Here is a 13,492-nt window from a genome sequence, read left to right as displayed (position 1 = left end):
GAGATTGGCTAAGCAGATGCGTATTGGTGTGCTCACCGGCGGTGGTGACTGCCCCGGCCTCAACGCGGTGATCCGCGCCGTGGTCCGCAAGGGCGTCGAACTCCACGGCTGGGAGATCGTGGGATTCCGCAACGGCTGGCAGGGCCCGCTCGAAGGTCTCACCAAGCCCATCGGGCTGCCCGAGGTCGAGGACATCCTGACCAAGGGCGGCACGATCCTCGGCTCGTCGCGCACCAACCCGTACAAGGTCGAGGGCGGCGTCGACCGGATCCGCAAGGTGCTGGCCGACGAGGGGGTGGACGCCCTCATCGCGATCGGCGGCGAGGACACCCTCGGCGTCGCCAAGCGCCTGACCGACGACGGCATCGGCGTCGTCGGCGTGCCGAAGACCATCGACAACGACCTCGGCGCGACGGACTACACCTTCGGCTTCGACACCGCCGTGCACATCGCGACGGAGGCGATCGACCGCCTGCGCACCACCGCCGAGTCCCACCACCGCGCCCTGGTGGTCGAGGTCATGGGCCGGCACGCGGGCTGGATCGCGCTGCACTCGGGCCTGGCCGGCGGCGCGAACGTGATCCTCGTGCCCGAGCGCGAGTTCAGCGTCGCGAAGGTCGTCGAGTGGGTGGAGCGGCGCTTCGAGAAGCAGTACGCCCCGATCATCGTCGTCGCGGAGGGCGCCGTCCCCGAGGGCGGCGCCGAGGTGCTGCACTCCGGGGAGAAGGACGCGTTCGGCCACGTCCGCCTGGGCGGCGTCGGCACCTGGCTGGCCGAGGAGATCGCCCAGCGGACCGGCAAGGAGTCCCGGGCGGTCGTGCTGGGCCACACGCAGCGCGGCGGCATCCCGACGGCCTACGACCGCGTCCTGGCCACCCGCTTCGGCCTGCACGCGGTCGACGCGGTTGCCGAGGGCGACTTCGGCGTGATGGTCGCCCTGCGCGGCACCGACATCGTGCGGGTCAAGCTGTCCGAGGCGACGGCGGAGCTGAAGACCGTGCCGCTGGAGCGCTACGCCGAGGCCGAGGTCTTCTTCGGCTGACCGACCCCCGGACCGCACCCCGGTCCGGGCACGGGTGGCGAAGGCGCTCCCGGGTGGACCGCGTGTCCGCCCGGGAGCGCCTTCGCCGTTCCCGGTGGTCGCGCGCGACCGGCGCGCCGGGCGTTCGCCACCGCGTCGGGCAGCCGCCGCGACGCCGGGTCCGGGGCCGCCCGCCGGGGTGCGTGACGTGGCGCGCGCAGCGCTCGGGCCGACCCGTGCCCGTCTCTCAGCGTGGACCCCCTACCCTTGACACGTGAACTGGACCGTGGACGTGCCCGTCGACACGCTTCCCGAGCTCCCGCCCCTCCCGCCCGAGCTCCGCAAGCGGCTGGACGAGGCGCTGAGCAGGCCGGCCGCGCAGCAGCCCGAGTGGCCGGACGCGGAGCAGGTGCGCCGCGTGCGCGCCGTGCTGGAGAGCGTGCCGCCCATCACCGTGCCCGCCGAGATCGACCGGCTGCGCGGCAACCTCGCCGAGGTGGCCCGCGGCGAGGCGTTCCTCCTCCAGGGCGGCGACTGCGCCGAGACCTTCGCGGACAACACCGAGCCCCACATCCGCGCCAACGTCCGGACGCTGCTGCAGATGGCGGTCGTGCTGACCTACGGCGCGAGCCTGCCGGTGGTCAAGATCGGCCGCATCGCGGGCCAGTACGCCAAGCCGCGCTCGTCGAACATCGACGCGCTCGGCCTGCCGTCCTACCGGGGCGACATCGTCAACTCGCTGGTCACCACGCCCGAGGCGCGCGTCCCGGACCCGTCGCGGATGATCCGGGCCTACGCGAACGCGGGCGCGGCGATGAACCTGCTGCGCGCGATGACCACCGCCGGCATGGCGGACCTGCACCGGCTGCACGAGTGGAACAAGGACTTCGTCCGCACCTCGCCCGCCGGCGAGCGGTACGAGGCGCTGGCCGCCGAGATCGACCGGGGCCTGCGGTTCATGTCGGCCTGCGGCGTCGACGACTCCTCCCTCCACACCACGGAGATCTTCGCCTCGCACGAGGCGCTCCTGCTGGACTACGAGCGCGCGCTGCTGCGCCTGGACGCCAACGACGAGCAGCCGAAGCTCTACGACCTGTCGTCGCACTTCCTGTGGATCGGCGAGCGGACGCGGCAGCTGGACGGCGCGCACATCGCGTTCGCCGAGCTGCTCGCCAACCCGATCGGCCTCAAGATCGGCCCGAGCACCACGCCGGAGCTGGCGGTCGAGTACGTCGAGCGGCTCGACCCGCGCAACCAGCCCGGCCGGCTGACCCTGATCAGCCGCATGGGCAACGGCAAGGTGCGCGACGTCCTCCCGGCGATCGTGGAGAAGGTCACCGCGTCCGGCCACCAGGTCATCTGGCAGTGCGACCCGATGCACGGCAACACCCACGAGTCCTCCACCGGGTACAAGACGCGGCACTTCGACCGGGTCGTGGACGAGGTCCAGGGCTTCTTCGAGGTGCACCGCAGGCTCGGCACGCACCCCGGCGGCATCCACATCGAGCTGACCGGCGAGGACGTCACCGAGTGCCTGGGCGGCGCCCAGGAGATCTCGGACACCGACCTGGCCGGCCGCTACGAGACCGCCTGCGACCCGCGGCTGAACACCCAGCAGTCGCTGGAGCTGGCCTTCCTGGTCGCGGAGATGCTCCGCAGCTGACCACCCCGACGAAGCCCCGGCGGTCGACTCGTCCTCGACCGCCGGGGCTTCGTCGTGCCGCCTGCCCGCCCGTGGTGGGCGCGGCCCCGGCCCCGCGGTGGCGCGGCCCGGTCGCATGACGGCGCGGCCCCGCCCCGTGGTGGCGCGGTTCGGGCGCGTGGTGGCCCGTGACCGGGCGCCGGGGAAGGGCCGGCCACGGATCGGGTCGGCAAGGCGCCCGGACGGGGGTCAGACGCCGATGATGACGATCCGGGTGCCCTTCGGGACGCGTTCCCCGCCCCTGATCGACTGGTTGATGACCTTCGCCCGTTCGCGGTTGTTGAACTGGACGTCCACCTGGAGCCCGGCCTTCTCCAGGATCTCCTTCGCCTCCTTGACCCGCTTGCCCTCCACGTTGGGCACGGTCACGTCCCGGTCCTCCGCGATGACCACGGTGACCCGCTTGTCGGCGCCCAGCGTGGTGCCCGCCGCCGGGTCGGTGCGGACCACCCGGCCGCTGTCGACCTCGCCCGACTGCTCCTTCGGGCCCTCGACCGGCTCGAAGCCCGCCGCCGACAGCTCCGCGAACGCCTCGTCCTTCGTCCTGCCCTTCACGTTCGGCACGGGCTTGGGCTCCACGCCCTTGCTGATCACGATGGTGACCGCGCTGCCGATGTCCACCGCCGTGCCGGGCGCGGGCTTCAGCGTCACCACCTTGCCCTTGGGCACCCGGTCGCTGAACGCGTCCTCGTTCGCGTCGAGCCGCGGCTTCAGCCCCACCGAGGCCAGCTCCCGCTCGGCGGCGGCCACCTCGACGCCGGGCTGCACCTGCGGCACCACGGGCTTGCCGCGCGACACGACCACCCGCACCAGGTCGCCCCGGGTGGCCTCCACCCCGGCCGCCGGCTCGGTGCGCAGCACCTGCCCGCTGGGCACGCTGTCGCTGTGCTCGGTGGACACCGTGGTCATCAGGGACTCGGCTTCGATGATCGCGACGGCGGCTTCCCGCTCCTTGCCGATCACGTCGGGCACCGAGGCGAACCGGCCGATCGACAGCCACCAGCTCACCAGGCCGATGAGGACCGCGGCGACCGCCACGATGCTGATCCAGGTGATGAACTGCTTCTTGCTGCGCGCCCGCATCTCCGCGTAGAGCTGCTCGGGCGTCTTCTTCTTCGGCGGGCGCCTGGGGCGCGCCGGTCGCGGCCGGGGCGCGGCCTGCTGCTCCGGAGCGGGGCTGTTCACCGGGTCGGCGACGAGCGGGCGCGGCAGCGCCTGCGTGCCCTGCGGCCCGGTGTGGGCGGGCCTGCGCACCGGCACGGTGGCCTCGGCGTGCGCCGCGGCGCCCACCCCCCGCGGCAGCACGCGCTCGGTCTGCGGCTCCTCGGCCGCGCCCAGCGCGACCGTGCCGCCGGCGGTGGCCCCCGCGGCGACCGCTCCCGCGGCGACGGTGCCCGCGGCGACGGGGCGCCCGCCGGGGAAGTCCGCGTCGGGGAGTCCCGCGCCGGAGGGGTGCACGACGGGCACGTCCACGGCCGCCAGCCCGAGCCGGGCCCGCGCCGTCTCCACCTCCGACAGGAACGCCTCCGCGTCCGCCGGCCGCAGGAACGGCTCGCGCCGCGTCGAGCGCCGCACCAGCTCGGCCACCTCGGGGGGCACGTCGGCCACCGGCGGCACGTCCTCGTTCACGTGCCGGTAGGCCACCGAGATGGCCGTGTCGCCGACGTAGGGCGGCGCGCCGGTCAGCATCTCGTACAGCAGCACCCCGGCCGCGTACACGTCGCTGCGCGCGTCCGACGACCCGTTGGCGACCTGCTCGGGCGACAGGTACGCGACCGTGCCCAGGATCGTGGTGTCGCTCGTGATCCCCGGCGTCGACACCGCCCGGACCAGCCCGAAGTCCGCGACCTTCACCACGCCGCCGCGCCCGATCAGCACGTTCTCCGGCTTCACGTCCCGGTGCACGAGCCCGGCGCGGTGCGCGGCGGCCAGCGGCGAGAGCACCTTCTCCAGCACGGTCAGCGCCAGCGGCACGTCCAGCCGGCCCCGCGCGTCGAGCAGGTCGCGCAGCGTGCCGCCCTCGACCAGCTCCATCACCAGGTAGACCCGGTCCTCGTCGACGCCCTGGTCGTGCACCGCTACGACGCCGGGGTGGTGCAGCCCGGCCGCCGCCCGCGCCTCGCGCTCGAACCGGGCCACGAACTGCGGGTCGGAGGAGAACCGCGGGTCCATGACCTTGATCGCCACCGGGCGCTCCAGGCGCGTGTCGACGCCCCGGTACACGGTGGACATGCCACCGCGCGCCACCAGGGTCCCCACCCGGTAGCGCTGTTCGAGCAGCCCGCCGATCACGTTCGTCGCCGACCTTTCCACAGCCGTGGATCGTACGGTGGGGCGGTGCCGACCGGTCCCGCGCGCCGGGAGCATCCCGGCCCGCGCGTGGGATCCGCGTCAAAGTCCCATGAAACCGGGGGTGTACGGCAGTCGACCCGTGGGTGTACCGCCACCACCCGGTTGGCGCAGGGCGTTGCTCCCGGCGTTGTGGCATCGTGGCGCACGTGAGTGCGATTCCTGCCGCTGCGGATGTGCTGGCTCCCGACCTGGAGGTCCTGGACCTGCCCGAGGTCGGCGAGCGTCTTGGCTTGCCGGTCAACCGTGTCCACCAGTTGCTGCGCGACGGTCAACTGCTCGCGGAGCGCCGGAACGGCGCCCTCGTCGTCCCCGCCCAGTTCCTCGCCGCCGGAGGCGTGGTGAAGGGGCTGCCCGGCACCATCACGGTGCTGCGCGATTCCGGCTACTCGACCGATGAGATCCTTCGCTGGCTGTTCACCGAGGACGACACGCTGCCCGGCACGCCCATCGAGGCGCTGCGGGGCGACCGCGGGCGCGAGGTGAAGCGGCGCGCGCAGGCGATGGGCTTCTAGTCCCGACCGGACCCCGTCCGGGTGGTTCCCGACGAGCCGCCCGGACGCGGTCCCGACCGACGCCGTCCGGACCGCAGCAGTGCGGACCGACGCCGTCCGGACCGCCGTGGCGCGGACCGTCGCGCCGGAGGCCGCCGTGACAGGGGCCGCCGTGACAGGGGCCGCCGTGACAGGGGCCGTCGCGGTGGGGCCGTCAGCGCGCCCGCCGCTCCGGGGCCGGCCCGGTCACCCGTACCTGCTCGACAGCTTCAGCGGGTCGGGCCTGGTCAGCGACGCGCAGGCCAGCGCCGAGACCGCCACGGTCAGCACCAGGTAACCCCACGAGTACAGCGCCGTGTCGCCGTCGGGGAAGGTCACCAGCAGCAGCCACGTGGAGAAGAACGCCGCGGCCCGGAGCCCGTCCGCCGTCCACGCCAGCCCCGCGCCGAGCACCAGCGCCCAGCTGAAGTACCAGGGCAGCGTCGCGGGGGACAGCAGCGCCACGGCCAGCATGGTGATCGCGGCCCGCCGCACGGCGTCCGGCCCGCCGCCCTCGGCCGCCCGCCACTGCCGCCACGCGATGAAGACCAGCAGCAGCGAGCCGAGGCCGCGCGCGACCGCCATGAACGGGGCGGAGTCGACGTGCGCGAACGCGCTGACCGCGGTGTGCGCGAAGTCGCCGACCGCGCTGGGCAGCGACAGCCAGTTGACGATGGCCGACGACGAGCTCAGCGCCGGTATCCACCCCAGGTCCAGCCCGGACACCAGGGTCGTCCCGGCGAACACGGCGGCGAACACCGCCACCCCGCCCGCGATCGCCTTGCCCAGCTGCGCGGCGCGCGAGCCGGGCAGCCGCCGCGCCCACACCAGCACCAGGAACGGCAGGGCGACGACGGCCGTGGCCTTCACGGCGAACGCCAGCGTCACCACCGCGATGCCCAGGACGTGCCTGCGCTCCAGCACGAACAGGCAGCCCGCCGCGAGCAGGCCGACCATCAGCATGTCGTTGTGCGCGCCGCCGATGAGGTGCACCAGCATCAGGGGGCTCGCCGCGGCCAGCCACAGCGCGACCGCGGGCCGCCCGCCCAGGTGCCGCGCCAGGCCGGGCAGCGCCCAGCACAGCAGCGCGAGCCCGGCGGCGAGCACCAGCCGCATCAGCACGACGCCGCCGATCACGCCCGCGCCGGTCGCCTGCACGACGCCCATCGCGAGCAGCATGAAGAACGGCCCGTACGGCGCGGGCGTGTTCTGCCACACCCAGCTGACGTTCTCCGACAGCGGGCTCTGCAGCGCCGCCGGCCCGACCCGGTACGGGTCCAGCCCGACCAGCGCCAGCTGGCCCTGGGCGAGGTAGCTGTAGATGTCCTTGCTGAACAGCGGCGGCGCGAACAGCAGCGGCAGCGTCCACGCCGCGATGGCGGTGCGCACGGCCCTGCTGCCCACGTGCCCGTCGAGGACCATGCGCCCGAGCCGGACCCACGCCCAGATCACCATGCCCAGGCCGAGGTAGAGCACGGCGGCGGCCAGGTCCTGGCCGTGGCCGTAGCGGATCCAGCTCAGCGACGAGTCGGCCAGCAGCGGGTCGCGCTTGAGGGTCGCGCCCGCGCCCGTGCCGCCGAGCGCGACGAGCATGACGCCCGCCACGCCCAGCAGGATCGTGCGGAGGGGGATGCCGCCGGGCTCCGGGACCCGGGTAGCACCGGACCGCACCGGTTCGACTGGTGCGGCGCTCGGTCTGGGGAGGGACGGTGTCGCGGCCATCGCGGCAACATCGTCGCACAGCGCGGGCCCGCTGTGGCCGGCCCGGGAGCGCGCTTGTGCCGCCTCGGGTGATCCCCGCGGGCGCAGATCACCCGGTCGAGTGATCGCCGGGAGCGCCGCTCGGGGCGGGCCGCCCGGCGCCCGATCAGCCGGGGTGCTGCGCCCGCGACACCGCCGCCGGCCGCCGCCACCGCGCCCCGACGCCCCCCGTGATCCGCTGCGCCGCGAGCTTCCCGGAGATCAGCACCGGTGGCACGCCCACGCCCGGCGTCGTGCCGCAGCCGGCCAGCACCACGTTGTCCAGCACCAGGTTGCGCGGCCGGAACGGCCCGGTCTGGGCGAAGGTGTGCGCGGCGGAGAACGGCGTGCCGGCCGCCAGGCCCATGCCCGCCCAGTCCCGCGGTGTGACCAGTGACTCCACCTCGACGGAGTCGCCGAAGCCGGTCAGGCCGCGGTCCTCCAGCACCCGCACCAGCTCGTCGCGGTAGGCGGGCCCGACGCGCGGCCAGTCGATCGGGCCCACGCTCAGGTTCGGCGCCGGCGCCAGCACGAACATCCCGCGCCCCGGCGGGCTGGTGACCAGCAGCGACGGGTCGCTCATCAGCGTGCCCAAGCGGGTCAGCTCGTCGAACGTCCGGTCCCACGCGCGGCCGAACAGCAGCGTGTGGTGGGCCAGCTCCGGCCACGTCCGGTCGACGCCGGCGTGCAGCACCACCGCCGAGGGCGACCACGTCATCGGCACCGGGCGGCGCGGGCGGTGGCCCAGCAGCCGGTAGGCCACCGGCAGGTCCGGCGTGAGCACCACGGCGTCGCACGGGATGCGCTCGCCCTGCGCCGTCCGCACGGCGGTGACCCGGCCGCCGATCCGCTCCAGCCACGCGACCTTGGTGCGGTAGCGCAGGTCCGCGCCCGCGTCCCGGGCCGCCGCGGCCAGGGCGTCGGGCAGGGCGCGCATCCCGCCGCGCGGGTAGTAGACGCCCGCGATGGTGTCCATGTACGCGATCACGGCGTACGCGGCGAGCGCCTTGCGCGGCGGCAGGCCCGCGTAGAGCGACTGGAACGAGAACACCCGCTGCAACCGCTCGTCCTTGAGGAACCGGGCCACCGACGGGCCCAGCCGCGCGAAGCCGCCCAGCGCCGCCAGCCGCGCCAGGTGCGGGGTGAGCAGGTTCAGCGGCGAGTCGAAGTTCGCGCCGATGAAGGTGTCCTTCTCGGTCCGGTACAGGTCGGTCAGCCACGCCCGCAGCGCCCGGTACCCGGCGGCCTCGGCCGGGCCCGCGAACCGCCGCACCTCGGCCTCCATCGCGTCGGCGTCGGCGTGCACGTCGAGCACCTCGCCGTCGGCGAAGCGCGCCCGGTAGGCGGGTTCCAGCGGCATCAGGTCCAGCCGGTCCCGCAGGCTCTCGCCGACCGCGGCGAAAGCCTCGTCGACCAGGTCCGGCATGGTCAGCACGGTCGGCCCGGTGTCGAACCGGTAGCCGCCCAGGTCCAGCCGGCCGGCCCGCCCGCCGGGCACGTCGTCGCGCTCCACCACCGTCACGCGCCGCCCCGCGCCGAGCAGGTGCAGCGCGGTGGACAGCCCTGCCAGTCCCGCTCCCACCACGACGACGTGGTCCGTGCGGCCGGTCACCATGCGCATGTCAGTGAGTCCGTTTCGTCGCGCTGACGGCGAGTTCGGCGAGGCGTTCGGCGGCGACGGGCTCGACGACCGGCGCCCGGTCCAGCGCGGCCAGCGCCGACGCGGTGAGCGCGGCGATGCGCTCCTCCACCGCCGCCACCGCGCCGACCTCCACCAGCCCGGCCCGCACCGCGTCGACGGTGGCCGCGTCCAGGTCGGGGCGGCCCAGCGCGTCGTGCAGCAGGTCCGCGCCGTACCGCATGCCGAGCGCCACCAGCAGGGTCCGCTTGCCCTCGCGCAGGTCGTCGCCCGCGGGCTTGCCGGTGACCGCCGGGTCGCCGAACACGCCGAGCAGGTCGTCCCGGAGCTGGAACGCCACCCCGATGTCGGCGCCGAAGGTCCGCAGCCCGTCGACCAGCCCCGGCGGCGCGTCGCCGATCGCCGCGCCCATGTGCAGCGGTCGCTCGACGGTGTAGGCGGCGGTCTTGAGCCGGTCGATGCGCAGCGCGGCGTCCGCCGAGGAGTCGCCGCGCGCCTGGGTGAGCACGTCCAGGTACTGGCCCGCGAGCATCTCGGTGCGCATGTCGCGCCACGGCAGGCTCAGCCGGCGCAGCGCGTCGTTCGGCAGGCCGGCGGCGAACAGCATGTCGTCCGCCCAGGCCAGCGCCACGTCCCCGATCAGCACCGAGGCGGCCAGGCCGAAGCGCTCGGGCTCGCCGAGCCAGCCCTGCTCCCGGTGCCGCCGGGCGAACCGGACGTGCACGGTCGGCATCCCGCGCCGGGTCTCCGAGGCGTCCATCAGGTCGTCGTGGATCAGCGCGCACGCCTGGATCAGCTCCAGCGAGCTGACCGCGGTGAGGACGGCGTCGGCGAGCGGGCCGTCCGGGTCGCCGCCCGCCGCGCGCCACCCCCACCAGGCGAACGTCGGGCGCACCCGCTTGCCGCCGCCGAGGACGAAGTCGGCCAGGGCGTCGACGGCGCCGCCGAAGTTCTCCTCCATCCGCGCGCCCAGTGACCTGCGATCGGCCAGGTAGCCTGCGAGCGCTGCGTCGACGTGCTTGGGCAGTTCCAGGTCCAAGGGGTGGGGCGGCACCCGTCTATGGTCACCTCTGCGCCGCGAGTCCGCCCAACCGGGGGGCTGGTCCCATCCAGTGAACGGGTTCTCCCACCTGCCGGCACGGGCACTACGCTGGTGGCATGACTTCGGTCGTCGAACGCCTCAGCGGGAGCCGTCCCGTGTTCTCCGTGGAGTTCTTCCCGCCGCGGGACGCGGCCGACGAGTTGGTCCTGTGGCGCGCGATCCGCGAGCTGGAGGCGCTGGACCCGGCGTTCGTGTCGATCACCTACGGCGCGGGCGGCTCGTCGCGGGACCGCACCATCCGCACCACCGCCCGGGTGGTCCAGGAGACGACCCTGGTGCCGATGGCGCACCTGACCGCCGTGGAGCACTCGGTGGCGGAGCTGCGCAACGTGATCGGCTGGTACGCGGCGGTCGGCGTGCGCAACATCCTGGCGGTGCGCGGCGACCCCTCCGGCGACCCCAACGGCGAGTGGGTGCCCCACCCCGCCGGCCTGACCTACGCCGAGGAGCTGGTGCGGCTGTGCCGCGAGCTGGGCGACTTCTGCGTGGGCGTGGCGGCGTTCCCCTACGGGCACCCGCGCTCGGCCGACCTCGACGCCGACACCCGGCACCTGGTGGCGAAGCTGCGGGCCGGCGCGGACTTCGCGATCGCCCAGCTGTTCTTCCGGCCGGACGACTTCCTGCGGCTGCGCGACCGGGTGGCGGCGGCCGGCTGCGACACCGCGCTGCTGCCCGGCCTGATGCCGCTGACCACGCCGCGCACCCTGGCCAAGACCGTGGAGCTGTCCGGCGCGCCCGTGCCGCCGGAGGTGGCGCGCCGGCTGGAGCCGCACCTGGACGACCCGGCGGCGTTCCGGCGGGCCGGGATCGACCTGGTGACCGAGACGGGGGAGCGGCTGCTCGCGGAGGGCGTGCCGGGCCTGCACTTCTACACGTTCAACCGCTCCAAGGCGACCCGCGAGGTGGTCAACCGGCTCGGCCTGGTCCCGGCCAGGACCGGCCCCGGCTGAGGCGCGCCCGCGTCAGGCGACCTGGCCGCGGCGGTGCGCGACGATCGCCAGCACCAGCACGACCAGCGCCGCGCCGCCGGTCAGGCCGGCCACCAGCATGGTCCACCCGAAGTACGACGGCGAGTTCTCGCCGGAGTACCGGATCGTGGCGGTGAGCATCGACGCCTGGCCGGGCTGGGGCGACCACGAGATGGTGGAGCGGTCCTCCTCCCGGCCGTTGGTGTCGACGACCTCGCCCGGGAAGCTGATCTTGACCTGGATGTCCGCCCGGTCGATCGGCACCTGGGTGAGGTCCACCGAGCCGGACAGCGTCACCAGCTCGCCGGAGCGCCGGAAGCCGAGCTGGTAGCGGCTGTGCGAGGCGCTGGTCGCCGTCGACAGCGCGCGGACCTCGTCGAAGGTCAGGTTGCTGAACGTCAGCTGCGTGCCGTTGTAGGCGTCGGCCCGGTACGGCTTGGTGCTGACCCGGTCCGTCAGCTCCTTGGGCACGCTCAGCTGCGGGCCGGGGTCGCTCTCCTCGACCGACGGCGTGGCGGCGACTATCTCGCCGGAGACCCGGTCGTCCTGCGACACCGCCATGGCGGCGTGCACTCTGACGCACCCCGTCAGCGAGAACGCCGCGAGGAGGAACACCGGCAGGAGGAGCGCGGAGGTCCTGGGCACCAGGTCATCCTGCCGGCCGGGTCAAAAGTTGACCGGCCGAGCGGGGTCGTGAGCTTGGCTAAATACCTGTTGGAGGGACCTGACCCGGCGGTAACGTGCGGCTCATGTCACCATCTCCGGCCGGCGTGCACGGCATCAGCAACCAGTTCGTCGCCGACTACGCGGCCGCCGACCCCCTGACGGCCACCTTCATCGGCACCCCCGGCCACGACGACCGGCTGACCGACTACTCGCCCGAGGGCCACCGGGCGCGCCGGGAGCTGTCCGCGCGCGCCCTCGCCGAGGTCGCCGCCGCGGAGCCCGCCGACGCCGCCGAGGCCGCCGCCAGGTCCGTGTTCCTGGAGCGCGTCGGCCTCGACGTGGAGATCCACGAGGCGGGCCTGTGGGAGGGGGAGCTGAACGTCATCGCGGGCCCCGTGCAGAACCTGCGCGAGGTGTTCGACCTGATGCCGACCGAGACCCCGGAGCAGTGGGCGACCATCGCCAAGCGGCTCGCGGCGATGCCGGAGGCGGTGGCGAACCTGCGCGCGGGCCTGGCCCACTCCGCCGACCGGGGCAGGGTGGCCGCGCTGCGGCAGGTCAGCCGGGTCGCCGAGCAGTGCGACACCTGGTCGGGCCGGTCCGGTGGCAAGTCCTACTTCGCGTCGCTGGTCGAGGGCGCGCCGGTGGGCGACGCGCTGCGCGCCGACCTGGAGGCGGGCGCGCGGGCCGCCGCCGGCGCCTACGCCGACCTGGCCGCGTTCCTGCGCGCGGACCTCGCGCCGAAGGCGCCGCGCGAGGACGCGGTCGGCGCGGACGCCTACCGGCTGTGGTCGCGGTACTTCACCGGCGCGCGGCTGGACCTGGCCGAAGCCTACGAGTGGGGCTGGGCCGAGTTCACCCGCGTCGAGGCCGAGATGAAGCGGGTGGCCGACCGGATCAAGCCGGGCGCGACGCTGGCCGAGGCCGCCGCCGCGCTGGACGCCGACCCGCGCTACCTGGTCCACGGCCAGGACGGGCTGCGGGAGTGGATGCAGCAGCTGTCGGACAAGGCCCTGCTGGACGTCCGCGGCGTGCACTTCGAGTTGCCCGACGAGCTGATGAGGCTGGAGTGCCGCATCGCGCCGCCCGGCGGCGGCGTCGGCGCCTACTACACCGGCCCGACCCCGGACTTCTCCCGCCCCGGCCGCATGTGGTGGTCGGTGCCCGCCGACAAGACCGAGTTCTCCACCTGGCGCGAGGTCACGACCGTCTACCACGAGGGCGTGCCGGGCCACCACCTCCAGGTCGCCACCGCCGTCTACCAGGCGGAGAAGCTGAACGACTTCCAGCGCATGATGTGCTGGGTCTCCGGCCACGGCGAGGGCTGGGCGCTGTACGCCGAGCGGCTGATGCGCGAGCTGGGCTACCTGGAGGACGACGGCGACCTGCTCGGGATGCTCGACGCGCACCTGTTCCGCGCGGCCCGCGTGATCATCGACATCGGGATGCACCTGGAGCTGGAGATCCCCCGGGGGACCGGCTTCCACGAGGGCGAGCGCTGGACGCCGGAGCTGGGCCTGGAGTTCATGCTGACCCGCACCATCACCGACCCGGCGCACGTGCGCGACGAGATCGACCGCTACCTGGGCTGGCCCGGCCAGGCGCCGTCGTACAAGCTCGGCGAGCGGCTGTGGCTGGCGGCGCGGGACGAGGCCAAGGCCCGGCACGGGTCGGCGTTCGACCTGAAGACCTTCCACCGGGACGCGCTGGAGATGGGCGCGATGGGCCTGGACACGCTGCGGGAGCGCCTCGCGCGGCTGTGACGGGAGGAC

10 protein-coding genes are annotated in these 13,492 nt (G+C 74.4%); 5 read left to right on the top strand and 5 right to left on the bottom strand.

From position 1 onward, the window contains the following. Positions 1-16 precede the first annotated feature (16 nt). Both JOE68_RS08050 and JOE68_RS08045 read left to right on the top strand, forming a co-directional pair. Positions 17-1,042 (top strand): 6-phosphofructokinase, encoded by a 1,026-nt coding sequence (locus JOE68_RS08050; protein ID WP_204841700.1) that lies wholly within the window; start codon positions 17-19, stop codon positions 1,040-1,042. Positions 1,043-1,295: 253 nt separating this feature from the next. Next, positions 1,296-2,684 (top strand): class II 3-deoxy-7-phosphoheptulonate synthase, encoded by a 1,389-nt coding sequence (locus tag JOE68_RS08045; protein ID WP_204841699.1) that lies wholly within the window; start codon positions 1,296-1,298, stop codon positions 2,682-2,684. 228 nt (positions 2,685-2,912) lie between these two features. Here JOE68_RS08045 and JOE68_RS08040 read toward each other — a convergent pair whose 3' ends face one another. Next, positions 2,913-5,036 carry a Stk1 family PASTA domain-containing Ser/Thr kinase gene (locus tag JOE68_RS08040; RefSeq protein ID WP_204841698.1) on the bottom strand — a complete coding sequence of 708 codons (2,124 nt, stop codon included), beginning with the start codon at positions 5,034-5,036 and terminating at the stop codon, positions 2,913-2,915. Between the two features lie 185 nt (positions 5,037-5,221). On the opposite strand from JOE68_RS08040, the gene JOE68_RS08035 reads away from it, so the two are divergent. Further along, on the top strand, positions 5,222-5,587 hold the full coding sequence (locus tag JOE68_RS08035) for an Rv2175c family DNA-binding protein (protein ID WP_204841697.1): 366 nt from the start codon (positions 5,222-5,224) through the stop codon (positions 5,585-5,587). Positions 5,588-5,812: 225 nt separating this feature from the next. Here the strand turns inward: JOE68_RS08035 and mptB are convergent, their stop codons facing one another. From mptB to JOE68_RS08020, 3 genes are all read right to left on the bottom strand, one after another. Beyond that, the gene (gene mptB / locus JOE68_RS08030; protein ID WP_204841696.1) at positions 5,813-7,276 is read right to left on the bottom strand and encodes a polyprenol phosphomannose-dependent alpha 1,6 mannosyltransferase MptB; all 1,464 of its coding nucleotides are present in this window, start codon (positions 7,274-7,276) and stop codon (positions 5,813-5,815) included. Between the two features lie 196 nt (positions 7,277-7,472). Then, on the bottom strand, positions 7,473-8,966 hold the full coding sequence (crtI, locus tag JOE68_RS08025) for a phytoene desaturase family protein (protein WP_204841695.1): 1,494 nt from the start codon (positions 8,964-8,966) through the stop codon (positions 7,473-7,475). 1 nt (position 8,967) lies between these two features. Beyond that, a complete protein-coding gene (locus JOE68_RS08020; RefSeq protein ID WP_204841694.1) occupies positions 8,968-10,038 on the bottom strand; it encodes a polyprenyl synthetase family protein in 1,071 nt (356 codons plus the stop codon). A 104-nt stretch (positions 10,039-10,142) separates the two neighbouring features. Here JOE68_RS08020 and JOE68_RS08015 point away from each other — a divergent pair, with 104 nt between their 5' ends. Next, positions 10,143-11,036, top strand: coding sequence for a methylenetetrahydrofolate reductase (locus tag JOE68_RS08015; RefSeq protein WP_204841693.1), 894 nt, complete (start codon positions 10,143-10,145; stop codon positions 11,034-11,036). A gap of 12 nt (positions 11,037-11,048) precedes the next feature. Here the strand turns inward: JOE68_RS08015 and JOE68_RS08010 are convergent, their stop codons facing one another. Then, complete coding sequence (locus tag JOE68_RS08010) at positions 11,049-11,699, bottom strand: DUF3153 domain-containing protein (protein ID WP_204841692.1); 651 nt, start codon at positions 11,697-11,699, stop codon at positions 11,049-11,051. 104 nt (positions 11,700-11,803) lie between these two features. Between JOE68_RS08010 and JOE68_RS08005 the strand changes: the two genes are divergently transcribed. Then, complete coding sequence (locus JOE68_RS08005) at positions 11,804-13,483, top strand: DUF885 domain-containing protein (protein WP_204841691.1); 1,680 nt, start codon at positions 11,804-11,806, stop codon at positions 13,481-13,483. Positions 13,484-13,492: the final 9 nt, after the last annotated feature.

Origin of the sequence: Saccharothrix algeriensis, assembly GCF_016907655.1 — a bacterium.
In the GTDB taxonomy this organism is placed as follows: Bacteria; Actinomycetota; Actinomycetes; order Mycobacteriales; family Pseudonocardiaceae; genus Actinosynnema; species Actinosynnema algeriense.
The sequence above is the reverse complement of the archived record's forward strand: the minus strand, read 5'-3'. Positions and strand labels throughout refer to the sequence as shown.

Excerpts from the sequence above, each read along its gene's own strand:
- JOE68_RS08050 (WP_204841700.1), top strand. The coding sequence starts at position 17 with ATGCGTATTGGTGTGCTCACCGGCGGTGGTGACTGCCCCGGCCTCAAC.
- crtI (WP_204841695.1), bottom strand. The coding sequence starts at position 8,966 with ATGCGCATGGTGACCGGCCGCACGGACCACGTCGTCGTGGTGGGAGCG.
- JOE68_RS08015 (WP_204841693.1), top strand. The coding sequence starts at position 10,143 with ATGACTTCGGTCGTCGAACGCCTCAGCGGGAGCCGTCCCGTGTTCTCC.
- JOE68_RS08005 (WP_204841691.1), top strand. The coding sequence starts at position 11,804 with ATGTCACCATCTCCGGCCGGCGTGCACGGCATCAGCAACCAGTTCGTC.